22 protein-coding genes are annotated in these 25,249 nt (G+C 64.5%); 9 read left to right on the top strand and 13 right to left on the bottom strand.

Going from position 1 to position 25,249, the window contains the following annotated elements; genetic code table 11:
* Position 1: 1 nt before the first annotated feature.
* The 6 genes from WS87_RS23655 to WS87_RS23680 all read right to left on the bottom strand — a co-directional run bounded on the left by WS87_RS23655 (position 2) and on the right by WS87_RS23680 (position 6,041).
* Entirely contained in the window at positions 2 to 1,051 is a 1,050-nt protein-coding gene (locus tag WS87_RS23655; RefSeq protein WP_059819669.1) for a ferredoxin--NADP reductase, read from the bottom strand.
* A gap of 10 nt (positions 1,052 to 1,061) precedes the next feature.
* Positions 1,062 to 1,253: a hypothetical protein gene (locus tag WS87_RS23660; RefSeq protein WP_059819188.1), complete on the bottom strand. Its 192-nt coding sequence runs from the start codon at positions 1,251 to 1,253 to the stop codon at positions 1,062 to 1,064.
* A gap of 37 nt (positions 1,254 to 1,290) precedes the next feature.
* Complete coding sequence (locus tag WS87_RS23665; RefSeq protein ID WP_059951051.1) at positions 1,291 to 1,809, bottom strand: flavin reductase family protein; 519 nt, start codon at positions 1,807 to 1,809, stop codon at positions 1,291 to 1,293.
* Positions 1,809 to 3,566, bottom strand: coding sequence for an FAD-dependent oxidoreductase (locus tag WS87_RS23670; protein WP_059819189.1), 1,758 nt, complete (start codon positions 3,564 to 3,566; stop codon positions 1,809 to 1,811). Before WS87_RS23670 ends, WS87_RS23665 begins: the two co-directional genes overlap by 1 nt.
* A gap of 10 nt (positions 3,567 to 3,576) precedes the next feature.
* On the bottom strand, positions 3,577 to 4,770 hold the full coding sequence (locus WS87_RS23675; RefSeq protein WP_059819190.1) for an acyl-CoA dehydrogenase family protein: 1,194 nt from the start codon (positions 4,768 to 4,770) through the stop codon (positions 3,577 to 3,579).
* 131 nt (positions 4,771 to 4,901) lie between these two features.
* Positions 4,902 to 6,041: an LLM class flavin-dependent oxidoreductase gene (locus WS87_RS23680; protein ID WP_059537661.1), complete on the bottom strand. Its 1,140-nt coding sequence runs from the start codon at positions 6,039 to 6,041 to the stop codon at positions 4,902 to 4,904.
* Between the two features lie 259 nt (positions 6,042 to 6,300).
* On the opposite strand from WS87_RS23680, the gene WS87_RS23685 reads away from it, so the two are divergent.
* Together WS87_RS23685 and WS87_RS23690 are read left to right on the top strand one after the other, a co-directional pair.
* Entirely contained in the window at positions 6,301 to 6,651 is a 351-nt protein-coding gene (locus WS87_RS23685; protein ID WP_057925050.1) for a VOC family protein, read from the top strand.
* Between the two features lie 282 nt (positions 6,652 to 6,933).
* On the top strand, positions 6,934 to 8,322 hold the full coding sequence (locus WS87_RS23690) for a DHA2 family efflux MFS transporter permease subunit (RefSeq protein WP_059819191.1): 1,389 nt from the start codon (positions 6,934 to 6,936) through the stop codon (positions 8,320 to 8,322).
* A gap of 29 nt (positions 8,323 to 8,351) precedes the next feature.
* On the opposite strand, the gene WS87_RS23695 is transcribed toward WS87_RS23690, so the two are convergent.
* On the bottom strand, positions 8,352 to 8,732 hold the full coding sequence (locus WS87_RS23695; RefSeq protein WP_059819192.1) for a DUF4377 domain-containing protein: 381 nt from the start codon (positions 8,730 to 8,732) through the stop codon (positions 8,352 to 8,354).
* A gap of 241 nt (positions 8,733 to 8,973) precedes the next feature.
* On the opposite strand from WS87_RS23695, the gene WS87_RS23700 reads away from it, so the two are divergent.
* Complete coding sequence (locus WS87_RS23700) at positions 8,974 to 10,149, top strand: helix-turn-helix transcriptional regulator (RefSeq protein ID WP_059819193.1); 1,176 nt, start codon at positions 8,974 to 8,976, stop codon at positions 10,147 to 10,149.
* A gap of 164 nt (positions 10,150 to 10,313) precedes the next feature.
* Complete coding sequence (locus tag WS87_RS23705; RefSeq protein ID WP_059819194.1) at positions 10,314 to 11,507, top strand: tyrosine-type recombinase/integrase; 1,194 nt, start codon at positions 10,314 to 10,316, stop codon at positions 11,505 to 11,507.
* Between the two features lie 21 nt (positions 11,508 to 11,528).
* Here the strand turns inward: WS87_RS23705 and WS87_RS23710 are convergent, their stop codons facing one another.
* From WS87_RS23710 to WS87_RS23720, 3 genes are all read right to left on the bottom strand, one after another.
* Complete coding sequence (locus WS87_RS23710) at positions 11,529 to 11,747, bottom strand: YXWGXW repeat-containing protein (RefSeq protein ID WP_059819195.1); 219 nt, start codon at positions 11,745 to 11,747, stop codon at positions 11,529 to 11,531.
* Between the two features lie 65 nt (positions 11,748 to 11,812).
* Positions 11,813 to 12,976, bottom strand: coding sequence for a DUF1501 domain-containing protein (locus tag WS87_RS23715; RefSeq protein ID WP_059819196.1), 1,164 nt, complete (start codon positions 12,974 to 12,976; stop codon positions 11,813 to 11,815).
* 2 nt (positions 12,977 to 12,978) lie between these two features.
* Entirely contained in the window at positions 12,979 to 14,373 is a 1,395-nt protein-coding gene (locus WS87_RS23720; protein WP_059819197.1) for a DUF1800 domain-containing protein, read from the bottom strand.
* A gap of 373 nt (positions 14,374 to 14,746) precedes the next feature.
* Here WS87_RS23720 and WS87_RS23725 point away from each other — a divergent pair, with 373 nt between their 5' ends.
* The gene (locus WS87_RS23725) at positions 14,747 to 16,174 is read left to right on the top strand and encodes an AAA family ATPase (protein WP_059819670.1); all 1,428 of its coding nucleotides are present in this window, start codon (positions 14,747 to 14,749) and stop codon (positions 16,172 to 16,174) included.
* Between the two features lie 172 nt (positions 16,175 to 16,346).
* Positions 16,347 to 16,799: a hypothetical protein gene (locus WS87_RS23730; RefSeq protein ID WP_218929483.1), complete on the top strand. Its 453-nt coding sequence runs from the start codon at positions 16,347 to 16,349 to the stop codon at positions 16,797 to 16,799.
* A gap of 251 nt (positions 16,800 to 17,050) precedes the next feature.
* On the opposite strand, the gene WS87_RS23735 is transcribed toward WS87_RS23730, so the two are convergent.
* Positions 17,051 to 18,820 carry an ATP-dependent nuclease gene (locus WS87_RS23735; protein WP_082750655.1) on the bottom strand — a complete coding sequence of 590 codons (1,770 nt, stop codon included), beginning with the start codon at positions 18,818 to 18,820 and terminating at the stop codon, positions 17,051 to 17,053.
* A 337-nt stretch (positions 18,821 to 19,157) separates the two neighbouring features.
* Positions 19,158 to 20,039 (bottom strand): AraC family transcriptional regulator, encoded by an 882-nt coding sequence (locus tag WS87_RS23740; protein ID WP_059819671.1) that lies wholly within the window; start codon positions 20,037 to 20,039, stop codon positions 19,158 to 19,160.
* 152 nt (positions 20,040 to 20,191) lie between these two features.
* On the opposite strand from WS87_RS23740, the gene WS87_RS23745 reads away from it, so the two are divergent.
* The 3 genes from WS87_RS23745 to WS87_RS23755 all read left to right on the top strand — a co-directional run bounded on the left by WS87_RS23745 (position 20,192) and on the right by WS87_RS23755 (position 23,673).
* Positions 20,192 to 21,169 carry an oxidoreductase gene (locus WS87_RS23745; RefSeq protein ID WP_059819200.1) on the top strand — a complete coding sequence of 326 codons (978 nt, stop codon included), beginning with the start codon at positions 20,192 to 20,194 and terminating at the stop codon, positions 21,167 to 21,169.
* Between the two features lie 108 nt (positions 21,170 to 21,277).
* Positions 21,278 to 22,249 (top strand): aldo/keto reductase, encoded by a 972-nt coding sequence (locus WS87_RS23750; protein WP_257792238.1) that lies wholly within the window; start codon positions 21,278 to 21,280, stop codon positions 22,247 to 22,249.
* Between the two features lie 371 nt (positions 22,250 to 22,620).
* Entirely contained in the window at positions 22,621 to 23,673 is a 1,053-nt protein-coding gene (locus WS87_RS23755) for an alpha/beta fold hydrolase (protein WP_059819202.1), read from the top strand.
* A 225-nt stretch (positions 23,674 to 23,898) separates the two neighbouring features.
* Here WS87_RS23755 and WS87_RS23760 read toward each other — a convergent pair whose 3' ends face one another.
* Positions 23,899 to 24,894 (bottom strand): hypothetical protein, encoded by a 996-nt coding sequence (locus tag WS87_RS23760; RefSeq protein ID WP_059819203.1) that lies wholly within the window; start codon positions 24,892 to 24,894, stop codon positions 23,899 to 23,901.
* Between the last annotated feature and the right edge of the window lie 355 nt (positions 24,895 to 25,249).

Below are 25,249 nucleotides of genomic sequence, written 5' to 3' on the forward strand. Positions count from 1 at the left end.
CTCAATCGGGGAACACCACGCGCAGCGCGTCGCTCGCGGGCCGCGCGCGGCAGGCGAGCGTCCAGCCGGCCGCGATCTCGTCGTCGTCGAGCACATGGTTATCGTCGAGCGCCACCGCCCCGCGTTCGACGCGGCACATGCACGCGCCGCACTGCCCCATTCGGCAGGAATTCGGCGCGGGCAGGCCGGCGCGCAGCATAGCGTCGAGCAGCGTTTCGCCGGGCGCGCTGTCGAATGCGAACGCCTCGCCGTCGAGCACCGTCTCGATCGCCGCGCCATCGCCGGAGTCGGCCGCGGAAGTCGCCGCGGACGATGCCGTCGCGTCGCCCTGCGCCGGCGCGTCGGGCAGCGACGCGAAGCGCTCGACATGCACGCGCGCGCGCGGCAGCCCGAGGCCGAGCATCGCGGCGAGCGCGTTCTCCATGAACATCGCCGGCCCGCAGATGAACGTTTCCTGCTGGCTGAACGGCCGCGCGAGTTCCTCGAGATGCCGCTGCTGCGGCACGCCCTGCACGCTGTCGAGCCAGTGGATTACACGCAGGCGGCCCGGATGGCGGTGCGCGAGCTGCTGCAGTTCGTCGCGGAAAATCACCGAGCGCTCGTCGCGGTTCGCATAGATCAGCGTCAGCATCCCACGGCCGTGCACGAGCGCCGATTTCAGGATCGACAGCACCGGCGTGATGCCGCTGCCGCCCGCGAACAGCAGCAGGTCGCCGTCGAGCGTGCGCGGCGTGAAGACACCGGCCGGCGGCAGCACGTCGAGCGCATCGCCCGCACGGATGCGGTCACACAGCCAGTTCGACGCACGGCCGTCGCGCACGCGCTTGACGGTGATCTTCGGTGCCGCGTCGATGCCCGGCGCGCTCGACAACGAGTAACAGCGTGCGACGGTCGCGTCGGCGCACGGCACGTTCAGCGTCAGGAACTGGCCGGGCCGATACGCGAACGCATCGCGCAACGCGGCGGGCACGTCGAACACGAACGAGCATGCGTCGTCGCTTTCGGCAATGACGTCGGCAACGGTCAGCCGGTGAAAACGGGAATCGCTCATCGCCGGCTCCTCATGCCGCACCGGCCGCATGCCGGCCGGTTTCGTCCGCGCTGCCCCGTGTCGGGTTCGACGCGAGCGCCGGCGCGATGCATGCGAACGCGTTCAGCACCTGCGTTGCCGCAGCGCCGATCAACTGCACAAGCGCTCGCATGATCGTTGTGTCCGCATCGTTCGCGATATTGCGGTTCAGTCTGCGTGTCATGAGTCGTCTCTTTCCGATGCGGTAAAGCGCGCGGCCGTCACGCTGCCGCGCGGTTCGCGGGCGCGCCCGGCGTCGTATATGCGCCGTCGAGATAGACGAGCGGATCGACGTCGCCGCTCATCAACACTTCGCGGATTCGCCCGATGAACACCGTATGCGTGCCGTATTCGAAACGGCCGTCCTGCTCGCACACGAGGCTCGCCTGCGAATCGTGCAGATACGGGACGCCGAGCGGCGACGTGCGCCACTCGCCCGTCGTGAAGCGCGCCTCGCCCTTCAGGCGGCCGCTGCAGTCGATCGCGATGCCTTCGTGACGTGCCGACAGCACGTTCACGCAGAACGGCGCGCCCGCGTCGAGCGGCGGATACAGCGACGCATTGCGGTTGATGCAGATCAGCAGCGACGGCGGCTCGGTCGACAGCGAATCGACCGCCGTCGCGGACATCGAGTAGCGCCGGCCGTCGTGCGCGCTGCTGATGACCGTGACAGAGCGCGCGAGGCGGCGCATCGCCAGCAGCATGTCGGTGCGCAGCGGATGGGTAGTGAGATCGCTCATCATTGGACTCCGTCAAGTTCAGTCGTGGACGGCCGGTCTGATCGGCCGCCGGCGTCGGCCGCTTGCGCGGCCAGGTGGTCGGCGGCGATGAACCCGAAGGTCATCGCCGGACCGAGCGTCGAGCCCGCGCCGGGGTAGCTCGCGCCCATCACCGATGCACTGGTGTTGCCGATCGCGTACAGGCCGTCGACCGGCGCGCCGTCGGCGCGCAGCACGCGCGCGTGCGCGTCGGTGACGAGCCCGCCCTTCGTGCCGATGTCGCCCGCGTCGATCCTCACCGCATAGAACGGCGCCTCGTCGACCGGCCCGAGACACGGATTCGGCTGGTTCCTCGGATCGCCGTAATACGTGTCGAACAGGTTGTCGCCCTTGCCGAACGCTTCGTCGATACCGGTTGCCGCGTAACGCGCCATGTCGCGCAGCGTGTCGTGCAGCCCGGCCGCGTCGACGCCGATCCGAGCGGCGAGCGCATCAATCGTGTCGGCCTTCACGAGCACGTCGCGAAACGCGTCCGGAATCCGCGAATCGGGCATCATCGGCGCCGGCATGATCGGACCGCACGGATACTTGCGGCGAAAGCGCGCGTCGAACACCATCCACGCCGGCACGCACGCGCCGGTGCGCGCATGGTCGCGATACATCGCCGGCACGAATTCGGAATACGGCGCGGCTTCGTTGACGAAGCGCTTGCCGAGGCCGTTGACGATCACGCAGCCCGGCAGGTTGCGTTCGACGAACAGCGCGCGCTGCTTCTCCTCGCCCGCGACGCCGACCGTCGGCGCGCCCCAGACGTGTTCCATCAGCGCGAGCGCGCCGCCGAGCCGGTGGCCTTCGGCAATCGCGTCGCCGGTGTTGGCCGGCGGCGTCGCGCTCCATCGCATCTGCGTCGGTTGCGGCAGGTAGCGTTCGCGCATCGGCTGGTTGCGCTCGAAACCGCCCGCGCCGAGGATCACGCCGCGCCGCGCGACGATCGTCACCGGCTGTCCGAAGCGCTGCGCGCGCACGCCCGTCACGCGGCCGTCGACGTCGAGCAGGTCGCGCATCGGCGTGTCGAGCCAGACGGGCACGTTGCGCTCGAGCAGCGCGCGGCGCAGCCCGCCGATCAACGCATTGCCGAGCGTCAGGCGCCGGTCGCGCCGCGTGCGGCGACGCACGCCGACATCGAGCCAGTAGCGGCCGAATTGCGCGATCGCGAGCTTCATGAAGCCCGGCCCGCGCGAGAACAGCGTGTGCGCTTCCTTCGACGTCACGGCCACGCGGCCGCCGATCAGCGTGCCGGGCGACGGCGGACGCAGCCGGTCGAGTTCGTCGCCGAGCAGCGCACCGTCGAACGGCAGCGGATCGAGCGCGCGATAGCCCGGCATCGCGCCCGGCAGCTTCTGGAAATAGTCCGCGTACTTCGGCAGCGCCTGGTAGCGCACCGGCGTCTTCGTTTCGAGGTAACGCAACATCGCGGGCGCCTGGTCGAGATACGCGTCGAGCCGCTCGCGCGACGATGCGCCGGCCGTGCACGCGTCGAGATAGCGGCGCGCGGCCTCGCGCGTATCGGTCGCGCCGAGTTCCGCGATATGGTGGTTGCACGGTATCCAGATGCCGCCGCCGGAGATCGCCGACGTGCCGCCGTACAGCGCCGTCTTCTCGATCACGACGACGGACAGCCCGCGGTCGGCCGCGCGGCATGCCGCGAGCAGCGCGCCCGCGCCCGAGCCGACGACCACGACGTCGAACACGTATTGCTGCGCTTGCGTGTCGTTCATCGCGGCCTCGTCAGATGAAATAGTCCGTGTTCTCGCGGCCGAGCATCACGGCGCCGAGGTTCTGGCCGAAGCGGTCGACGTTGTTCGCGTAGTGCGCGCGGGCCGCGTGCAGGTCGAGGAAGCGGCGCACCAGCGGATTGCGGTGATAGATGCCGTTGCCGCCCGCGTAGCGCAGCAGCGCGTTCGCGGCCTGCGCGCAGCGCTCGGCGACCTGCGCGGACTGGTAGCGGAAATGCACGCGGCGCTCGATCGACACGGCCGGCCCGCCCGTCACCGACGCCATCAGTTCCGCGAAATTGCGCTTGAGCAGCACCTTCATCTCGTCGATCGCGACGGCCGCGTTCGCGCACGCGTTCTGCGCACCCGGATCGTCGGTCGTCTTCGCGCCGCTGTTGGCCGACACGCGCGTGGCCGCATAGCCGGTGAAATCGTCGAGCGCGCCCTGCAGCGCGCCGATGCACGACGTGCACACCGCGCGCACGAAGATCTGCGCGAACGGCAGCTTGAACAGCGGCGCATCGTTGACGGCCAGGCCCGGGCTCGTGCCCATCATCCCGTCGAGCGCCTTGTGCGTGCGATACGCGGGCACGAACGCGTCGTCGACGACGATGTCGTGGCTGCCGGTCGCACGCAGGCCGAGCACGTCCCAGTCCTGCTGGATCCGGTAGTCGGATTTCGGCAGCAGGAACGTGCGGTATTCCGGCGGCTGGCCGGCAACGGCCGGCGGCACCAGCGCACCGAGGAACACCCATTCGCACAGTTCGCTGCCGCTCGAGAACTTCCAGTGGCCGGACAGGCGGAAGCCGCCTTCGACCGGCGTCACGCGGCCGACCGGCATGTAGGTCGACGCGATCAGCGTCGCGGGATCCTTGCCCCACACGTCCTGCTGCGCGCGTTCGTCGAACAGCGCGAGCTGCCAGTTGTGCACGCCGACGACGCCGTACACCCATGCCGTCGACATGCAGCCGCGCGCGAGCGCCATCTGGATGTCGAAGAAGGTCTGCGGATCGAGCTCGTAGCCGCCGTAGCGCTTCGGCTGCAGCACCTTGAAGAAGCCGGCGGCCTGCATGTCGGCGATCGTCTCGGCCGGGATGCGGCCCTGCGTTTCCGCCTGCGCGGCGCGGCCGGCAAGCGTCGGCGCCAGCGCCTCGGCCCGGGCGATCAGGGTGGCGGCCAGTGCGTTCGAATCGTTGTCGCGGTGCACGAATGTCTCCTGTGATACGGGGCGCGCGCGGCGGCGCTCATCCCGGTCTCTCTCTAAGTGGTTCGTCGCGGCCGGCGCCGCGAGCGAGGGCTCCTGCCGACGATGCTCGGGCTCGCGCGGCCCGGCCCGCCTTACGCGCAGGCGCGCTCCTTCTCCTTGTTGAAGAACGGGATCACGTGCTCGCCGATGTTGCGGATCGTCTCCATCTGCGCGTCGTGCGGCACCGTGCCCATCTGGCAGAGGAACAGCACTTCGTCGACGCCCGCCTCCTGCAGGCGGCCGACGTAGCCGATGCAGTCGTCCACCGTGCCGTACGCGTGGTTCGGGTTCATCATCGCGAGCGCCGGATCGGCGAAGTTCACGACGACTTCCTCCGACGCGAAGCGCGAACGGATCACCATCTCGCCGGTATCGGCCTGCACGAGGTCGTCGCCCCACTTCGCCGGGTCCGGACGCTCGCCGCCCGTGTACCAGTACGCGAGCGATTCCATGAAGTAGCGCTGGCCGCGGATGCCGATCTTGCGGGCCTTCTGGCCGTCGGCCATCACGACCGTCGGGCACAGCGCCGCGAGGTGCTGGGTCGGGCGGAAGCCGACCTGGTCTTCCGGCTTGCGGTTCGCCCATGCCTCGCGATAGATCGCGTTCTTCTTCGCGACTTCGTCGGGGCCGCCGAAGCCGAGCACCAGCGCGCCCATCCCGCGCTGTCCGGCACGCAGCAGCGCGTCGGTGTTCGTGCAGGCGAGGTACATCGGCGGATGCGGATCCTGGAACGGCTTCGGGTGGATCGGACGCTTCGGAATCTTGATGTACGTGCCGTCGTGCTCGATCTCGTCCTGCACGAACATCTTCGGCACCAGGTACATCGACTCGTCGATCATCGGCTGCAGTTCGTTGAGGTCGTAGCCGAACGCGCCCGCTTCCTGCTGGCTGCCGCCCTTGCCGACGCCGAAATGCACGCGGCCGCCCGACAGGATGTCGAGCAGCGCGACGCGCTCCGCGACCTTGATCGGATGGTTCATCGCCGGCGGCAGGCACACGACGCCGTGACCGAGGCCGATGCGCGTCGTGCGCCCGGCCAGGTACGCAAGGAAGGTTTCCGGCGCGCTCATGTGCGCATAGTTGGTCAGCGACGTGTGCTCCACGCACCAGATCGTGTCGAAACCGACCTGCTCGGCCAGCAGCGCCTGCTCGACCGTCTCCTTGAACACCCGGTGGTCGCCCTCGCGCGATGCGTCGGTGGTCTGGGCTTCGTAGATGAGGGAAAACTTCATTGCGTGCGTCTCCATGTATGTTGGACGAGTCGGGGTCGTGCAGCCGCCCGCACGATACGGACGAATAGCGACGGTCCACGGATGGGAGTGTCGGCGCGCGGGCCCGCACGGGCATCGTCTGTTTGGAGTAACGGCAGGCATGCGGGGACAGAGGGGTTTCACCGTCATCCGAACAGACTGCGTCGCGGCCGGCACCGCGCGCTAGCATCGAACGACGGCCCGGTGCGGACCGTACACATCACGACGAGGGAGAGAGGGAATGAAGGTATCGATGCTGCTGTACCCGGTCGACGACATCGACACGGCCTTGCCGCTGTTCGTCGACGGGCTCGGCCTGAACGTGAAGTTCCGCGACGGCGACCGCTATTGCGCGCTCGACGGCGGCCCGCTGACGATCGCGCTGGTGGCCGGCGACGAGCAGATCGTCGAACGCGCGGCGCTCACGCTGCGCGTGGACGAGGACGACGACCTGTACGCGGCGATGGCGCGGGTCGTGAAGGCCGGCGCGTCGGTGCGCGTGCCGGTGCAGGCGGGGCCGCACGAATACCGCGCGGTGCTGGAGGACCGCAACGGCGCGCTGCTGGTGATTTCGCAGAAACGCGCCGCGTGACGCGGCCACGTGTGGCGCGCGTGCCACGCGATCCGGCTGGCGGGAACCCGGCCGGATGCCGCGGGAACGGTCGGTGTCGGGTCATGAGCCAGACGGGATCGAGCGTCCCGCAGCGTCGTCGGCACGTTCGATGACGGTCAATGCCGTCGGGCAGCTTCCCGATGGCCACCGGAATCGGTACCATCGAACGCTTGAAGACCGGCCGTGCGCCGGCGCGAGCCTGCCGGGCCGCGTCGCCCGTCACGTCGCCTCCGCGCCGGTCGCCGCACTTCCCGTTTCGTCATGTCCCGCGAACCCTCACACTCCGCGCTGCTGTGGATCGTCGCCGCCGCGTTCTTCATGCAGTCGCTCGACACGACGATCGTCAACACCGCGCTGCCGTCGATCGCGCAAAGCCTGCATGCGTCGCCGCTCGCGATGCAGCCGGTCGTGGTCGTCTACACGCTGACGATGGCGATGCTCACGCCGGCGTCCGGCTGGCTCGCCGACCGGTTCGGCACGCGCCGCGTGTTCTCGCTCGCCATCCTGGTGTTCTCGCTCGCGTCGATCGGCTGCGCGGCGTCGCACACGCTCGGCCAGCTCGTCGTCGCGCGCGCCGTGCAGGGCATCGGCGGCTCGATGCTGCTGCCGATCGGGCGGCTCGCGGTGTTGCGCCGCGTGCCGGGCGAACGGTACGTCGCGGCGATCGCGTTCGTGTCGATCGCCGCGCAGCTCGGCCCGATCGTCGGGCCAACACTCGGCGGCTGGCTCACGCAGGCGATTTCCTGGCACTGGGTATTCATCGTCAACGTGCCGGTCGGCATGGTCGGCTTCCTCGCGGTGCAGCGCTTCCTGCCGCACGATCAGGCGATGCAGCCGCCGCCGTTCGATTTCGTCGGCTGCGCGCTGCTGTCGGTCGCGATGATCGCGCTGTCGCTCGCGATCGATCCGCCGATGCCCGCGCACCGCAGCGGCTGGGCGATCGGGCTCGCCGTGCTGGGCGTGGCGAGCGCGCTCGCGTACCTGCCCCATGCGCGGCGCCGTGCGCAGCCGCTGTTCCGGCTCGGATTGTTCCGCGAGCCGAACTTCGGTGCGGGGCTGCTCGGCAACCTGCTGTGCCGGATCGGCACGAGCGCCGTGCCGTTCATGCTGCCGCTGCTGATGCAGGTGCAGCTCGGCTATACGCCGCTGCGGTCGGGGATGATGATGCTACCGGCCGCGACCGCCGGCGTGATCGCGAAGCGCTGGATCGCGCCGCTCGCGAAACGCTTCGGCTATGCGACGTTCCTGGTCGTGAACACGGGGATCGTCGGCTGCGCGATCGCGGGGTTCGCGCTGGTCTCGGCACGGCCCGCGCCGGCGCTGGAGATTGCGTTGCTGATCGTGTTCGGCGCCGCGAACTCGATGCAGTTCGCCGCGATGAACGCCGTGACGCTGAAGGGCCTGTCGCACGCCGACGCCGGCAGCGGCAACAGCCTGTTCACGATGATGCAGATGCTGGCGATGGGGCTCGGCGTGTCGATCGGCGGCGGGCTCGTGAACGTGTTCGCCGCGCATTGGGGCTCGATGGCGAACGGCTTCATGCTGTCGTTCGTCTGCATGGGCTCGGTCACGCTGCTGTCGTCCGTCGTGTTCCGGCGGATCGATGCCGCCGCGCCGCCGAGGCCGGTCGCGCCGCGCCCGTCCGCGTAAGCGGCGCCGCGGGCGGGCACGGCCGGCCGTCAGTTCACCTGGCGGCGCTCGACGACCCGCTTGAGCACCCAGCGGATCGACGAACCGTCGGCCGGCGGCTGCGCGACGCGGTATTCATCGACTTCCAGCACATATTGATAGCCGGGCTGGTACGCAAAGCCCTCGATACCGGCGTACCACAGGCTCCACGGCTCCGTCGGGCTGCTGCGCACCTGCAGGCAGTCCATCGGCGCGACGCCCGTGCAGCGCGCCGCCTGCGGCGCGACATACACGGTCCGGGTCACGGGCCGGCCGTCGGCCGGGCGCACCGCGCGCGCGTCCGTCGCGGCCGCGTCGGTCTGGCATCCGGCGAGCAGCGTGCCGCCTGCAATCATGGCCGCGCCGAGCAGCGTTCTGGTCTTGCGAATCATCGGGGGTTCCTCGGGAAGCGTTGGCGGGCCGATTAGACGAACGGTGTTTCGGGAAAGTTCACGAATTGCTTACAACGGCGTGCCGCCACCCTCATTCGTGCGATGTCGCGCGTGCGCCGGCGCGCTACCGTATTCCGGTGCAGGCCGCTGCGCGCCGCCGCCGGCGGTCCGGATACGCCCGTGCACGCACCCGCACGCCCGGCGCATCGCGACCCGGCGGCGGCAACAGGAGACAACCCCAATGACCACGGCGCCCCCGGCCCTTCCCCCGAGCCTTGCCCGATCGAGCCTGACGCTCGAGCAGTTCGACGCGCTGCTCGCGACAATCTACGAAGGCCCGCTGGAGGACGTGCCATGGGGCGGCGCCCTCGAACGGATCCGCGCGCACCTGGACGCGAACTACGTGACGATGATCCTGCGCTGGCCCGCCAGCGGCCACACGGGGCTGATGATCAATGCGTCCGGGCACGGCGCGCCGCTGCCGGGCGTCGCATCGTACAACAACTACTATTACGCGCTCGATCCGTTCGTGAACCTGCCGAGCGATCGCGTCGTCACCGTCGACGAGCTGCTCGGCGTCGGCGTGTGGCGCGACAGCGCGATGTATCGCGAGTTTCTCGAGCCGTTCGACGTCGGCTACCTGATGGGTGCGGACCTGCGCACGCCCGACGGGATCGAATGCCGGTTCCGCGTGTGCCGCTCGCATCACGGCCGCGCGTTCTCGGTGACCGACAAGGCCGTCTGCAACGCGCTGCTGCCGCACCTGAAGCGCGCGGTGCGCCTGCATGCGAAGTTCGGGATGGTCGAATCGGAACGCATGCTGTACGCGAGCACGATCGACCGCATGCTTGTCGCGACCGCGATCCTCGACGAGCGCGGCACGATCATGAAGACCAACTCCGTCGCGGACGAGATCTTCGCCGAATGCGACGGCCTGCGCGTGCGCGGCGGCACGCTCGAAGCCGCGTATCCGCTGGAGAACCGCAAGCTGCAGAAGCTGATCCGGCAGGTGCTCGCGGAGCGCGCGGGCGGCGCGCCGACGGTCGCGCAGGCGATCGCCGTGCCGCGTCCGTCCGGCAAGCCACCGCTCGGCGTGCTGATCCGCACCGTCCCGCTCAGCGAATGGTCGGAGGACAATCCGCGCCGGCCCGCGTGCGCGATCTTCATCCGCGATGGCGAACGCAAGTCGCAGGCGTCGCACGACATCGTGCGCAAGCTGTTCGACCTCACGCCGGCAGAGACCGCCCTGGCGCTCGCGCTCGTCAACGGATCGACGCTCGAGGAAGCAGCCGACGAGCTCGACATCAGCAAGAACACCGCGCGCTCGCATCTGCGCGCGATCTTTTCGAAGACGGGCGTCACGCGGCAGGCGACGCTGGTGCGGACGTTGCTGAACAGCGTGTTGTCGCTGGGGTGAGGTGGCCGTGCGCGTCCGCCACGCGCTTCGTCACCGGCCAGACCATCGCGATCGACCGCGGCTTCACCGCATGACGATCGTGTATTACCATCGGCGCTTCCTCGTACGCTTCGTCGCGCCGCGTGCGCCCGCCCGGTCATCGGCGAGCCGCGCCTCCTCTTCGCATGACTTCACCCGTTCCGTCCGGCGTCGCGCTGCGGCCACAGCCGATCGATACGCTGACCGTGCCGGCCGCGCTCGACGGACGCGCGGGCACCAACCGCTCGACCAGCGCGCATCCGCAGATCGCCGCGACGCATGATCTCGACGCCGTGCGCGCGTGGCTCGCGCGCTTCGTCGATACGCCCACCACGTTCCAGAATTACCGCAAGGAAGCCGAACGCCTGCTGCTGTGGGCCGTGATCGCGTGCGGCAAGCCGCTGTCGTCGCTCACGCACGAGGATCTCGTCGGCTACCGGCAGTTCCTGCTCGCTCCCGCGCCCGCCGAACTCTGGTGCGCGAACGGCGGCCGCAAGCATCCGCGCGGCGACCCGCGCTGGCGGCCGTTCTACGGCCCGCTGTCGGCGGCCAGCCAGCGGCAGGCGATGGTGATCCTGAACGTGATGTTCTCGTGGCTCGTGCAGGCCGGCTATCTCGCCGGCAATCCGCTCGCGCTGTCCCGGCAGCGGCAACGACGGCCCGCGCCGCGCGTCACGCGCCATCTCGGGCCGCCGCTGTGGCAGGCGGTCAAGGACGCGATCGCCGCGATGCCGCGCGACGACGCGCGCGCCGCCCTCCATGCGGATCGTGCGCGCTGGGTGTTCACGCTGCTGTATCTCGGCGGGCTGCGCATCACCGAAGCAGCCGACACCACGATGGGACACTTCTTTGCACGGCGCGATGCGAACGGGCGCGACCGCTGGTGGCTCGACGTGACCGGCAAGGGCGGCCGGCAGCGGCTCGTGCCGGCCACCGCCGAGATGATGGCCGAGCTCGCGCGCTACCGGCGCGCGCATGGCCTGCCCGCGCAGCCGGCCGACGGCGAACCCACGCCGCTCGTGCTGCCGGCCAATCGCACGCGCAAGCCGCTCACGCGCGCGGCGCTGCACCGGATCGTGAAGCAGGTGTTCCGGTTCGCGGCCGATCGGTTGCGTGCGCAAGGGAATGGAGGCGAGGAACAGGCGCGCGTGCTCGAACAGGCATCCGCGCACTGGCTGCGCCACAGCGCTGGCTCGCACATGGCCGATGGCCGCGTCGACCTGCGGCTCGTGCGCGACAACCTCGGGCACGTGTCGCTGACGACGACGAGCCAGTATCTGCATGCGGACGACGACTGGCGGCACAGCGAAACCGAGGAGAAGCATCGGATCGGTTGGTGAGCGGCGCGCCGTGCGCGCGCTTCAATACACGGCCACCCAATGTCCGGGCACCCACGCCCAGTGGTTGCCGGCCCAGCGGTAATGGCCCTTCGCCCAGCGATAACCGGGCGCGGGCTGCGGCGGCGCCACCTCGACGACCGGCGCGGGCTGCGGCGGCCGCGCCGGTTCCACCACGCAGGCGGACATCAGCACGGCACTCATCGTCGCCACCACGGCAAGCGATACGGATCGGATCTTCATCATCGATTCTCCCTGTTGTGTCATATGTCATCGGCTGGCGGATGCGGGCGCGCGCCTGCCGCGCGTCACGCGATTCCGCGAACGAGGCCCGTCATCGGGTGCGTCGCGCCGCTTTGCGCGAACAGCGTGGCCGCGGTATGGCCGGGATCGAGCCGCAGGCTTTCGGCGGCCGCGCCCGCGATCAGCGCATCGAGCGACGCGGTCGGCTTCAGGTCGCGCCCTTCGTACAGGTCGCCCGGCCGCAAGCCGGGCCAGTCGGCGATCACGCGCCCGCCCGCGACCGCCCCGCCCGCCAGCATCGCGACCGACGCCTGCCCGTGATCGGTGCCGCCCGTGCCGTTCGCGGCGGCGGTGCGACCGAACTCGGTCGCGACGAGCACCGTGGTCTGCTGCCACACGGGCCCGAGTCCGTCGCGCAACGCGGCGAGCATCGTGTCGAGTGCCTTCAGCTGATTCGCGAGCCGCGCGTTCTGCGCGCTGTGCGTGTCCCAGCCGCCCGTCTCGATCATCGCGATCCGCGGGCCGTCGTCGCGCGCGAGAAACGTCGCCGCAAGCTTGCCGACGCCCGCCGGATCCTGGCGCGCATGCGCATCGCCGGCGAGGCCCCGCGCGGCCATCGCCGACTGCCACAGCGGCCCGAGCTGCGCGTCGGCCTCGTAAAGCGCCGATACGCGCGCGAGCAGGTCGTCCGGCGCGGCCGGCAGACCGGACGCCGCATACGACGCGGCCTGCACGCTGCCGCGCAACGCGAGCGGCACCGTCGGCGCGAACGCGATCGCGCGGTCGCGCGTCGCCGGCAACATCGCGGCGAGCCGGTTCAGCCAGCCGTCCCTCACCTGGTACGGTGCGCGCCCGCCCGTCTCCAGCACGTTCTGGCCGTCGAAATGCGAGCGGTCGCGATACGGCGACGCGATCGCGTGGACGAACAGCGCCTGCTTGTCGCGAAACATCTGCGCGGTCTGCACGAGCGACGGATGGAGCGCGAACGTGCCGTCGATGCGTGTCGCCGCTGCGGCGTCGATCGCCAGTGGGCCGCGCAGCGACGCATACGCCGGTTCCGCATACGGGACGACGATGTTCAGCCCGTCGGCGGCGCCGCGCTGGATCACGAATACGAAGCGCCGGTCGGTTTCGACGTTCGCGAACACGATGCGCGGCGCGACCAGGATCGCGCCCGCACCGGCCGCGGCGACGCTCAGGAAATGTCGACGGGTCAAGGATCGGGCCATGTTCATCTCCGTTGGAAATCGGGCGACACGAGCAGCAGTGCGAGCGACGTGGTCGCGCTTTCGGCACGCGACAGCGCGGTCGCCGTCGGCGCGCTCAGCGAGCCGGCCAGCAGCGTATTGCCGAGCGTACGCGGATCGAGCCGGTCGCCCGTGCGTGCAGCCAGCCGCTGCGCGATCTCGACGCGGCGCACCAGCGCGTCGGGCGCGGCCCAGCTCGCGGCAACGTCGTCGTAACCGGCCGGCGACCCGGGCCGCCATACCGGCTGGCCGAGCTGCGCGAGCAGCGGCGCGGCCTTCAGGTCGCCCGTGTCGCGCCAACCGAGCCCGCGCAGCGACGACACGGCCCACTCCCACGGCGTCTTGAACTTGCGATTGACCGGCGACCAGGCGTCGGGCGCATCGACCAGCGCACGATAGACGGTCGGCAAGTCGCCGCCGCTCGTCTCGAATGCGCGGGCGAGCTGGTCGGTGAGCGCGGGCGGCGGATTGTCGGCGACGAAATGGCGGGCGAGCTGGAACGCGATATGCCGGCCCGTCGCCGGCGAACGTGCCAGGTCGGCCAGGATCGCGCGTGCCTGCGCTTCGCCCTGCTGGTCATACGTGCGTCCCATCACCGTGCGGGCGCCCGGTTCGTGCAGCTTCGGGCGGAACAGGAAAGCGCCCGGCGCCACATCGCCGGGCTGCGGCCCGCGTCCGCCCGCGATGCTCCAGCCGGTCAGCGCACGCGCGAATTCCGTCACGTCCGCCTGGGTGTAGCCGGTCCGTACGCCGAGCGTATGCAGTTCCATGATTTCGCGCGCGAGATTCTCGTTGAGGCCGCGTCGCGCCGCCGGATTGCGGGCTTCCATACGCAGCGCCGCCGGGCTGTCGGGGCCGACCGAGCGCGCCTGGTCGAGGAACAACTGCATCGCGGGATGCTGCTCGACGGCGACGAGCATGTCCTCGAAGCGGCCGAGCACGTGCGGGCGGATCGCATCGCGCTCGAATGCGCCCGCATATGCGGCCACCTGCCCCTTGTCGACCGACACCGCGAAATGGTTCGCCCAGAAATGCACCAGACGCTCGACGAACGGCGCGGGCGTGACGAGCGCGCCGTTCAGTCGTGCGGCGACCGCGCTGCGATATGCGTCGTAGCCGTCGCGGCGGATCGACTGCTCGGTCGCACGCTTGGCCGCGGCGTCGTCGCTCGTCATCGCGTTGCGGGTCGTCGCGAAGCGCGTGGCGAGCGTGACCGCGTCGGGTTCACCGGCCCATGCGGCCGGCCTCGGGTCGTAGCGGTCGAACTGGGCGATCAGCGCGGCCTTCGGATCGACAGGCGGCGCTTCGTCGGGACGCGCGCCGAGACCGAAACGGTTCAGCGCGATGGTGGCCGGTGAGATATCGTTCGGATGGTCCATGACGGGGGCTCTCGCGATGCGTACCCGTGTTTAACGGTGGCTGGCGGGAAATCCGTCGCGGGATGTGCGAAATATTTGGTTCTTCGTGGATTTGCGTGGTGGTCGGTTGTCGAGCCGGATCTGCCATTCCGGAAGTCGAAAAGCACCGGCTGGTTCCGGATACCAGCGGCCACCTGGCGTTCTGGCACTATTGAGAATTCGATCAGGTTTGCGACGAACTCCAACTGCCACATCCGGGAGGCAGTGGCCAAGGCATGACCACAGACGGTTACAATGGCCGATGGTCGCCGGGTTCCCGTTCCACCGGCCACCGTTGCACTTCCTTATCACCGACTTGGACACAGTACGGAGCGGCAGGCTCCAAGGTAAATGCATGAATGTTGAAAAGCTCGAACTGAGAAATGTTGGGCAGTTCCGGTCGCTAACGGTCGCTTTAGCACCGCTGCCCGCCGTGCCATCAAACGTAACAATACTTATTGGAAACAATGGCACTGGCAAGACAACGATCCTCAAATCGCTTGCGACTGTTCTTAGTTGGTTAGTGGCCAGAGTTCGCAGTGACAATGGAAATGGTACGCCTATCCCTGAGGAGGTCATCAGAAATGACGCTGTATCTGCCGCGCTTGAAATCACATTAACGGAGCAGTCGGATCGTTTCGGTTGGACCCTGGCAAAGGCGCGCCTCGGTCGGAAGGGCGAACATGCGTCTAATTTTGACGACGCAAACCAACTGGCGGACAGATACCGACATGCCTTCTCAATCGATGCGTCAACAAGTCTTCCGTTGATCGCCTTCTACTCGGTTGAACGGGTGGTACTGGATGTCCCTCTCAAAATCAGGGAAAAGCACACATTCTCTCAGCTGGACGGCTATGACAACTCGCTAAAGCAAGGCGTTGACTTTCGGCGATTCTTCGAGTGGTTTCGTGAAAGAGAAGATTGGGAGAACGAATCGGGTATCTCCAAGGCAGCTGATAACCTCGAAAGAAACGATCCCGAAAAGTTGAAAGCACTCATCGACTTCATAGAAAACGGTGGAGCTGATCTTGATAATTTGAAGAAATTTGACTTCAAGGGACTGAGAACGGTGCTCCAGCAGGCCACGAACGCCCTTCAAATAGCGAGGACATTGCGAGAAGGTGTGCGTGACCCCCAACTGGATGCAGTCAGACGGGCGATCGGGGAGTTTATGCCGGGGTTTCGGAACCTGAAAGTGCGGCGCAAACCGAGATTGCACATGTCAGTCGACAAGCAGGGGCAAAGACTAAATATCCTGCAACTCTCACAGGGGGAAAAGTCCCTCATGGCATTGGTGGGTGACATCGCGCGCCGACTCGCGATGATGAATCCCGGCTTGGAGGACCCCTTGCATGGGAATGGCATTGTGCTGATAGACGAAGTAGATCTGCATCTTCATCCACAATGGGCGCGCAAAATTGTCGAGCGACTCCGCACTACTTTCCCAAATTGCCAGTTTGTTCTAACCACCCATTCCCCGCTGGTAATAAGCGACTGTAGGGATGTGCTCCTCTACGCACTCAACGATGGCGAGTTGACGCAAGTACCGTCGCAATACGGACAGGATGCCAACACCGTTCTGTTAGACGTGATGGATACGCATATCCGAAATTCGACAATTGCTAAACGTCTGAATGACCTGATGGACTTCATTCAAGAGAGTAAACTTGAGGAGGCCAAAGGATTGCTGAATGAGTTGAAGCTAGAGTTACCACCGAACAATTTGGAATTGACTAAGGCGAGCCTACTTCTTCGCAAGAAGGAACAACGTGCGAAAGATTGAGAAGGGCAACGAGCCAGATAGCCTAAGGGCGTTCAAAAGAGCCAATCAGCACTGCCGCTATGTCGATTTGACTGATGCGGAACGACGCGACATACGGAGCGTATGTACCCAAGAACAATATTTTTTGTGCGCCTATTGCTGTCAGCCGATCTCTGGGGAGAATCGAGACACGATGAACGAGCACGTCGAGGCGCAAAACCTAGCACCAAACCGGACAGTTGATTTCGCTAATATAGTAGCAAGCTGCAAAGCGCCGAGACAGTGCGACTCCGCGCATAAGGGACAGGCGCTTAACCTAACACCTTTGATGCCGGAATGCGAAACCGAGTTGCGCTTCATGCTGAGTGGCAGGGTAAAGGGCAAAACTCCCCGCGCAACCGACGCTATTCGTGTCTTGAATTTGGGTGATCATGAGGAAAATAATAAGGCGTTGATTGAGAAACGCAAAAATCTCGTGGAACAGCTTATTTGGCGCAAGGCTGGGAACGGGCCCGAAGACCTTTCTATTGAAGATCCGGAAATACTCGAAATGCTGATAGATGACTTGTCACAGCCTGTCGATGGGCGGCTCGAGGGCTTTGCGCCGGTATTGGTCAACATTTTGCGCAACTACCTCGACGAATAACTGAGCGAAATGTAGTAACCATCACGTTAGGTAGTGAACGTTCGCTAACCTAGCTACTTGCAGCCCCTGTCACGACGCTCGGCTTCGAAAGTACAAAGGCGAAGGACCGCTTTCGGTACCGTAGCTGGCGCGCGAATGTCGAGCGGGCTTTTGCTGCGAACGACGCCTAATGGTTGCGGATTCAACCCGTCTGCAACGAATTGATGAAAGCGCTCAGCCGGTGTATCGAAGTCTAGCATCTTCCTTAATCGCTACGCCGCCAAAGCAGCTTCCAGTTGATCGATTGCATTCCATCTGGTGCACCCCTTCGGAACAGGGAGATTCGAGTCGAGAAGCGCATCGAGTAAGCCGCAAACCTTGGCTTGCAATTCGCTATCATCTCGAATGCGAACAAGTGCATTGTACGGTTTATCAGTTTTTGCTTCCTTTCCAAAAATGGCCTCCTCGAAATTTGCAACACATGCGATGAGTCCAATAGACTTAGGATCAGATGCTTTGCCGACTGCATCGAGAATTCCAGAATTCATTCCCCACGCGGGATTTTTGCCGTTATCCGTTTGAGGCCGATCGGAATCATGCAAAATGGCATATGAAGAGGAGAACTGGTTGAGAATTTTAGCAATTGTCGCAATTATGCCCTTTCCGCGTGCGCGAACAACGTGCAAGTCTCGATATTTTTCATAAAAAAGATCGCGCACGAGTGAAAATGCCGTGTATTCGGTATCGCCCTCGACAACTACAACACGACCACCGAAGAAAAATTCGTTCACGTATGGGTCGCACACGTTCAACGCCTTCAGATTTTTCCTGTCGTCTTTGTCTAGCTCAGAACGATTTGGACGATATAGCGTAACTCCGCGAATTGCATTTTCTTCAGTCCGCTCGACCCTGACAATAGTTGTATTGTCTCTAGACAGATCAATGAATACTGGCGAGTGGGTTGTGACCATTACTTGCCATCTTCCCGTCTTTGGGAGATCATATAGAACTGTGCGCGCTTCGCGAATAGCCCCAGGATGCAAACAGATTTCCGGCTCGTCGAGTAAAAGCACATGGGGTCTAGCACCGCCATCAATTGACATTTTCGTTTCAGACACGTACTTTAAGGCCGTCCACAAGAGCGTGCGTCTAGCACCGCTGCCCTGTTGAGATATCTTTGAAAAATATCCGCCCTGCGGTCCCATTAGAAGATCGGCGGTTGCTTTAAATGGTGTATAGGTCTTCTCTGGGTCAGCCTCGGGCTTTGCATCCAATTTAATACGATATTTTGGAAAAACTTTTTCCAACAATGCAGAGACCTGACCTTCCACCAGATCAATCTCTTCCTTTGTAGACTCAACAACGCTCTTCTGCAAGCCGGAAATCGCCTCCATCAAGACGTCGTAATCCGATTTCTCCTGTACGTCGCCGCCACTTTTATGCGTCTTAATGCGGTCCTTCAAGATTCCCATCAACAGACTCGAAATCTCATTGGCCTGAACCTCTGGTGACGCGAACGCCTCTATCCGGTGTGGAAGCGGCCGACGTGAGTTCGCAACGGCGGGCGCCCCCCAGGGCACTTGATCGTCCCAGGCATCTTTCTGGACGTCGAAGCCCTGTCGCTTCGGCTGAGCATTGGGACTATTCCAGATCCACTTTTCACGAATGAGCATTTCACCGCCATCCGTCGCTCCAATCCACCTCTCACCTGGAGCCTTATCAAATACTACAGTTTGGAGCTCGATTTCCGGCAGAGCGTTAGCATCAACGATTCCGTTAGGAAAGTCCTCCATCTCCAGCTTTCCTTCGTTGGAGCCCTGCTTCATCACGACATCATATGCGCGCAAGATGGAGCTCTTTCCGGAATTGTTCGGACCCACCAGCACTACTATCTCATCAAGTGCAATCTCAACCGGCTGAGCGCCAATGGCGCGGAAATTCTTGATGACTAGCTTGTGCAGTCTCGGCCGTGGTACGTTGGGATCTTCGGGTACCAGGGAAACAGGTTCATTACCGTTGTCCTTCTTAGCTGTTCGTGCCATGTCAGCCCCCGACGGTTTTAGTCACCTCCTAACGTCCTAACGATAGCACCTCGGCGCACTGTTTTGAGCTGTGCCCCCAATTGACCGACCGTTTGCTGAGTGGGAGCGACGTCTGAATGTTCGATCAACGTGATGGTTGAATGGCGCTGTATGGCCGGTAGCAGACTCACGTGGAGGCCCGCTTCCACCCCCTCGCTGCCGGTCGACCGCTTGGCGTTCCAATGGCGGATATCAGCTCGTCACCGTCATTCCACGCGTTGCAAATTTGATTATCGATGGGTGTTCGTTGCGGGCCAGACGCCCCCTGGGGGAGCGTCGAACGAGAGAAACGGCATCGCTAGTCTGCAACGCATTGGGCGCGCGCTCCTGCCCCGTGGAAACGGGCCATGTCACGCGCGGGAGACACTCCAAATTGGCGTGCGTATTCACGGCTGAATTGACTCGGGCTTTCATAGCCCACGCTAAAGCCGACGCCTGCGACATCTCCTTGTTGCGCCAAAAGTCGGGCGCGAGCGGTCTGGAGGCGGATTTGCTTTTGATATTGAAGCGGGCTCATGGCGGTTGCCGCCTTGAAATGGCGGTGGAAAGAAACTGCGCTCATCCCTGCCAACGCGGCCAAGCGTTCGACCCGCACCGACTCCGAAAAATTGGTGCGCAGCCATGTGATGGCACGGCTCACCTGCGAGAGGCGACTGTCCGCCATGGCAATCTGACGGACCATGGGGCCACACGGGCTTTGCAGAATCCGCCAGAACACTTCGCGCCGGATCATGGGCGCAAGGACTGCAATGTCCTCCGGCCGGTCGAGCAACCTGACCAATCTCCACATCGCATCAAGCAAATCGGGCCCAGCGTGGTTGACCTCCACGCCGGCGGCGCCCCCCTGAGGCGCCATGGGCTCGGCGATCAAGCTCGCGAGCATGCCTAAGTCCAGGTCCAGCGTGACGGCGGAGTATGGCGCCTGGGTGACCTGCCCTGTCGCTGGCAGGTCCACGGACACGGCTACGTAGTCGCCCGGCACGATGTCGAATATCCGGCCTCCCAGCACCGTCCGTTTTGCGCCGCCCAGGATTAGGGCCAAAACCGGCCGGTGGACCACGTAGGTGACCACGGAGGGATCCGTCTCGACATAAAGCGTCAGCCCGCCAACGGCGGTTTCAGTCGGGCTTTCCTGGCCATGGCGCTCGACCAGCGCGCGAAGTTCGTACAAGTGGTCCAAGCCTGCCTCCAAACGCCTCAGGGCATTGCCCCCGTTCCGGAAACACCAATTGACAGGATTGTGCAAGAAATTGGCGGCATTGCGCTACCACCGCGAACGGTCCCTGCGATTCAATGGAGCGTCCCAAACGCAGAATTGAACGAGGAAACCGTATGACGCACACGCCTCAAAAACCGATCGGTTCAGGCTTCGGCCCCGCCTCGACCGCCGACGAGGTGATCCGTGGCATCAACCTTACGGGCAAGACCGTCGTGGTAACCGGCGGCGCTTCAGGTATCGGAATCGAGACCGTCCGCGCATTCCGTTCCGCAGGCGCCAGGGTCATCGTGCCGGCCCGCGATACAGCCAAGGCTAAAGCAGCCCTCGCGACCATGCCTGACGTCATCGTGGAAGCGATGGACCTGCTGGAGCCTGCAGCGATAGACCGATTCGCCAGTCGCGTACTGTCGCTGACGGACAAGCTGCACATTCTTGTCAACAACGCTGGAGTCATGGCCGCACCGCTGACGCGCGATGCGCGCGGCTACGAAATGCAGTTCGCGGCCAACCACCTCGGCCATTTCCAACTCACCTGCCGGCTATGGCCCGCACTCGTGCGCGCGGAGGGGGCTCGCGTCGTAGCGCTCAGCTCCTACGGACATCGCCGCGCCGGTATCGATTTTCGCGACCCTCACTTCGAGCGGCGCGAATACGACCGATGGATAGCCTACGGCCAGGCCAAAACCGCGAACGCCTTGTTCGCTGTCGCGCTGGATTCAATTGGCCGCCACCGGAACGTGCGCGCATTCGCCGTCCATCCCGGTGGCATTGCCACCCCGCTAGCGCGCCACATGCTGCCCGCCGAGATCGAGGCGAGCCAGATCTTCGATGCCGAGGGCAAGCCGGTCATTGATCCGGAAAACAACAAGAAGACGCCCGAGCAGGGTGCCGCCACCTCCGTGTGGTGCGCGACGAGCCCTCAACTAGCCGGCATGGGCGGCGTCTACTGCGCCGATTGCGACATCGCCATCGCGCTTCCCAGCGACGGGAGCGCTGAAATGCACGGCGTCAGGCCCCGTGCCATCGACCCCATCTCCGCCGGCCGTTTGTGGCAGCTCAGCGAACAACTGACGGGCGCGACGCTGGATTGAGCAAATTCGATGCGACTCGGGAAAACCAGTCGCGCCTTATCACTAACCACTGAGGCAACATAGCCAGGAGAAAAGAACATGCGAACGGTATCACTCGGGAGCCAAGGCATGGCGGTCAGCGCGCAAGGCCTTGGGTGCATGGGAATGAGCACGACCTACGGGCCCAGCGACGAGCAGGAAGGCCTTGCAACCCTCATGCGAGCCCTCGACCTCGGTGTGACGTTCTTCGATACGGCGGAGGTCTACGGCCCATTCATGAACGAGGAGCTTCTCGGCAAGGCCTTTATGGGCAAGCGCGACAAGGTCATCCTGTCGACCAAGGCAGGATTTCGCTTCACCGAGCACGGCAAGCTCGCCATGGACGGTGAAAAGCCCTTGGTCACGGGCGATCCGTCGGATATCCGAAAGTCGGTCGAAGGATCGCTGCGACGCCTGAGGACCGACGTCATCGACCTCGTCTACCTGCATCGCATCGATCCAGCAACGCCGATCGAAGTGACGATCGGCGCGCTGGCCGACCTCGTGCACGAAGGCAAGATACGCTACCTCGGCCTTTCCGAGGCATCGGCAAAGACGATCCGGAAAGCCCACGCGGTTCATCCGCTCACGGCCGTCCAAATGGAATATTCCCTGTTCGAGCGTAGCGTCGAGCACAACGATGTACTGGCGACCGCCCGAGAGCTGGGAATCGGTTTCGTCTCCTACTCGCCGCTCGGCCGAGGCTTCTTGACCGGTGCGTTGAAGCATCTGGACAACCTGCATCCGACCGACTTCCGCCGGTTCGATCCACGCTTCCTCGGGGATAACCTCCAGTCCAATCTACTGTTGGTCGACCGCATCGCCGAGATCGCTGAAGCAAAGGGCGTCATGCCGTCTCAGCTCGCCCTCGCATGGGTGACGAGTACCGGAACGGTGCCCATTCCGGGAACGCGACGCATCAGGTATCTCGAAGAGAACGTCGCCGCAGTCGCTATCACGCTGACCCAGGACGAGATGAACGCCCTGGATGCAGCCGCTCCGTTCGGCGCTGCAGCTGGCGAGCGCTATTCGTCCGGAATGATGGCTACACTCGGTCACTAGGACACCCTCTCAATCAGGGGCAAAGCCGTGTCGAAAGAGTTCAGTTCGTCGCACCGCCCCTTAGCGCTCTGGCGCGCGGGGCCGCCTTGGCGTAGCTGCTTATTATCGAGTGTTTGTCGTACGTGTAACGGCTCGTACCGGATTGTTGAGATGATTCAAGAGCGTCCGAACAGGCACAGCGACGGTGATGGCGCAATTCATCTTGCATCGCTTGTATGAGACACCCGCATTGCCATCTTGCGTCCTGCAATCGTGAAGGGTTTGTGTTCGTTTCGATTGAGCTTGCAACCTTTTTCCAATCGACTAAGATTTTGCGAAGGCACACTCGTCCAGCCGTTCGTCCGTTAGCCGAATCGACCAGGGAGAAGAAAATGCCACAAGAGTTTGACCAACGTCGGCGTGGCTTCGCGCGCATGGCGGCCGGTGCGCTCGTTGCGGCGCAATTCGAAGTGCTGCGATCCGCGCAGGCCCAGAATCCATCTTCGAAAACTCCATCGATTCCGCGAATCAACCCGGGCGCTCGTACGTCGTTCACGTCGATCAAGCAGGTGAATGCGGGGCTCCTAAACATCGGCTACGCCGAGGTCGGTCCGGCCGACGGACCACCCGTCATCCTGCTGCATGGCTGGCCGTATGACATACACAGCTTCGTCGACGTTGCACCGGCGCTCGGCGCGAAGGGATACCGGGTGATCGTCCCTTATCTGCGCGGTTACGGCACGACGTCCTTCCTGTCGGACCAGACCATGCGCAACGGTCAGCCAACGGCCGTCGCGCTCGACATCATCGCGCTGATGGATGCACTCAACATCCAGAAGGCCGTCTTCGGCGCGTTCGACTGGGGCGCGCGTACCGCCGACATCATCGCCGTGCTATGGCCGCAGCGATGCAAAGGCCTGGTATCGGTGAGCGGCTACCTGATCGGCAATCAGGAGGCTGGAAAGAAGCCGCTGCCACCGGAGGGCGAGTTGCAGTGGTGGTATCAGTTCTATTTCGCAACGGATCGCGGGCGCGCGGGCTACGAGAAATACACACTCGACTTCGTCAAACTCATCTGGAGACAAGCCTCTCCGAAATGGAACTTCGACGACGCCACCTTCGAGCGAAGCGCACCGGCATTCAAGAACCCCGACCATGTCGCCATCACGATCCACAACTATCGCTGGCGACAAGGTCTCGCCACGGGCGAGCCGAAATACGACGAATACGAGCAGCAGCTAGCGTCGGCGCCGCCCATCACCGTTCCCAGCATCACAATGGAGGGCGATGCCAACGGCGCCTTTCACGTGCCGCCGGGCATGTACGCGTCGAAGTTCACTGGCAAATACGAACATCGCACGCTCACCGGCGGCATTGGCCACAATCTGCCGCAGGAGGCACCGCGAGCGTTTGCGCAGGCGGTGATCGATGTCGACAGGTTTTGATCCGGCAGCCTCCGGCCTTGAAGGCGCGCGGTACGGATTTGCGGGCATGCGGCGTTGACTGTACGCGCAGACCCGGCGACTGTCCCTTTGTGGCCGAACTGGCGTCCCGCTTTTAGCCGGTCACACTAGATTCGGATATCTCCAACTCGAGGCGGATACCGAATCGCCAACACTCGCCCGGCTGCGAAAAAACAAGCAGCCGCTCAACGCAGCCTCCGCGATTGCTTAGTTCTGCGTGAGCGGATTCAGCGTTGTGCACAGGAAACCCGTGCAGTTGCTGGCCTCGAAGTAGAAAGATGCCGTCGGCGACGGCATGCCGAGAGGGAGATCGCCGAAATACGCATTGCCCTGCGCGCCGAACGTATTCAACTGCTGGACGAAGCTCGCGCCGGTCGCCTGGACCGCGGCCGACTGGTACGTGAAAGTCGCCGACTGAGTTTGGTCCTTCATGTAGATCCACGAGAGATTGATCGCGCCAGTCGGTTGCAACGGGCCGAACTGCATCTTGCCCTTCGATCGATAGCCCTTCGCACCCTCGCTATTGGCCTGCGTGATGAAGTCGCCGACGGTCGACGTCGGCATCACTACATCATATGTATAGGTCGCGTTCGACGCGTTGTTCTTCATGTACACGTTCGCCTGTTCCGATCCCACGACCATCGGGCCCAGGAACCAGTAGCCCGACTGCCCCTCGCCGTTCGCCTGCGCGACGAACGCGTCCGGGTTCGTCGACAGGTCCGTTGTCGTGTATGTGTAGGTGGCCGACGAGCCGCCGTCCTTGCGATAGAGATAGCCGTACTGGAGCGGCCCCTCGAACCGGTAGCCGCTCGTGCCTTGCGCGTTGGCCTGGCTGACAAAGCCCGTCATGCTGGTCGGTGTCGCCTGCAACTGGTAGGTGTATATCTGCGCGGCGCCGTCGTTCACGAAGATCGATTGCGAACCGCCAATGCTGGCGTCGTAGAAGTAGTCGCCGAGGTAGCGATAGCCCTTTGCGCCTTCGTTGTTGATCAGCGTCAGGAAGCTCGCCTGATCCGCCGCAGTCGGCAGTGCATCGTAGCGCAGCGTCTGCGTACTGTTGCCAGAGCCGTCGCTACCCCCGATGCGTCCGTTGTTGGTGGACTCTGCTCCGTTCCCGGCCTGCGCCGGGGAAGAGGAACTATCGTCGCCCCCACAGGCGGTCAGTGCCAGACAGGTCAACACGATCAATGCAATGGTCCTCACGGGGATCACCTTTTTATGAACAGGACGGCACCGGTGCGTACGGCTCAGGGATGCTTGCACTCGCAGCGCATGTAAAAGAGACGGCTTCACAAGGGCCTCGTGGGGCTGCAACTTTCGTTGCTCGCATAACCCAAGGGATTGGAACAACCGAGACCGGGTATTGCGCCACGCCGATCGCGGTTACGGCGTCGAACGACCTTTGCGAATCCATCTCTAAGGCTACAGCGACCGACCAAGTTTCGTCGTCAAAGACTGTCAGATATCAGTGCCGATTGAGGTGGGTCGGCGCCCGCAGACCATACATTGCACTGGGAATCACGGAGGCCGGTGCCGTAGAGGAAAAAAGCCGTCACAA

The organism is Burkholderia sp. MSMB0856, assembly GCF_001524645.2.
GTDB lineage: Bacteria > Pseudomonadota > Gammaproteobacteria > Burkholderiales > Burkholderiaceae > Burkholderia > Burkholderia diffusa.

Excerpts from the sequence above, each read along its gene's own strand:
- WS87_RS23655 (WP_059819669.1), bottom strand. The coding sequence starts at position 1,051 with ATGAGCGATTCCCGTTTTCACCGGCTGACCGTTGCCGACGTCATTGCC.
- WS87_RS23685 (WP_057925050.1), top strand. The coding sequence starts at position 6,301 with ATGAAGGTATCGATGCTGCTGTACCCGGTCGACGACATCGACACGGCC.
- WS87_RS23695 (WP_059819192.1), bottom strand. The coding sequence starts at position 8,732 with ATGATTCGCAAGACCAGAACGCTGCTCGGCGCGGCCATGATTGCAGGC.
- WS87_RS23720 (WP_059819197.1), bottom strand. The coding sequence starts at position 14,373 with ATGGACCATCCGAACGATATCTCACCGGCCACCATCGCGCTGAACCGT.
- WS87_RS23710 (WP_059819195.1), bottom strand. The coding sequence starts at position 11,747 with ATGAAGATCCGATCCGTATCGCTTGCCGTGGTGGCGACGATGAGTGCC.
- WS87_RS23705 (WP_059819194.1), top strand. The coding sequence starts at position 10,314 with ATGACTTCACCCGTTCCGTCCGGCGTCGCGCTGCGGCCACAGCCGATC.
- WS87_RS23735 (WP_082750655.1), bottom strand. The coding sequence starts at position 18,820 with ATGGCACGAACAGCTAAGAAGGACAACGGTAATGAACCTGTTTCCCTG.
- WS87_RS23700 (WP_059819193.1), top strand. The coding sequence starts at position 8,974 with ATGACCACGGCGCCCCCGGCCCTTCCCCCGAGCCTTGCCCGATCGAGC.
- WS87_RS23745 (WP_059819200.1), top strand. The coding sequence starts at position 20,192 with ATGACGCACACGCCTCAAAAACCGATCGGTTCAGGCTTCGGCCCCGCC.
- WS87_RS23750 (WP_257792238.1), top strand. The coding sequence starts at position 21,278 with ATGGCGGTCAGCGCGCAAGGCCTTGGGTGCATGGGAATGAGCACGACC.
- WS87_RS23690 (WP_059819191.1), top strand. The coding sequence starts at position 6,934 with ATGTCCCGCGAACCCTCACACTCCGCGCTGCTGTGGATCGTCGCCGCC.
- WS87_RS23680 (WP_059537661.1), bottom strand. The coding sequence starts at position 6,041 with ATGAAGTTTTCCCTCATCTACGAAGCCCAGACCACCGACGCATCGCGC.
- WS87_RS23715 (WP_059819196.1), bottom strand. The coding sequence starts at position 12,976 with ATGGCCCGATCCTTGACCCGTCGACATTTCCTGAGCGTCGCCGCGGCC.
- WS87_RS23665 (WP_059951051.1), bottom strand. The coding sequence starts at position 1,809 with ATGAGCGATCTCACTACCCATCCGCTGCGCACCGACATGCTGCTGGCG.
- WS87_RS23670 (WP_059819189.1), bottom strand. The coding sequence starts at position 3,566 with ATGAACGACACGCAAGCGCAGCAATACGTGTTCGACGTCGTGGTCGTC.
- WS87_RS23730 (WP_218929483.1), top strand. The coding sequence starts at position 16,347 with ATGAACGAGCACGTCGAGGCGCAAAACCTAGCACCAAACCGGACAGTT.
- WS87_RS23755 (WP_059819202.1), top strand. The coding sequence starts at position 22,621 with ATGCCACAAGAGTTTGACCAACGTCGGCGTGGCTTCGCGCGCATGGCG.
- WS87_RS23725 (WP_059819670.1), top strand. The coding sequence starts at position 14,747 with ATGAATGTTGAAAAGCTCGAACTGAGAAATGTTGGGCAGTTCCGGTCG.
- WS87_RS23660 (WP_059819188.1), bottom strand. The coding sequence starts at position 1,253 with ATGACACGCAGACTGAACCGCAATATCGCGAACGATGCGGACACAACG.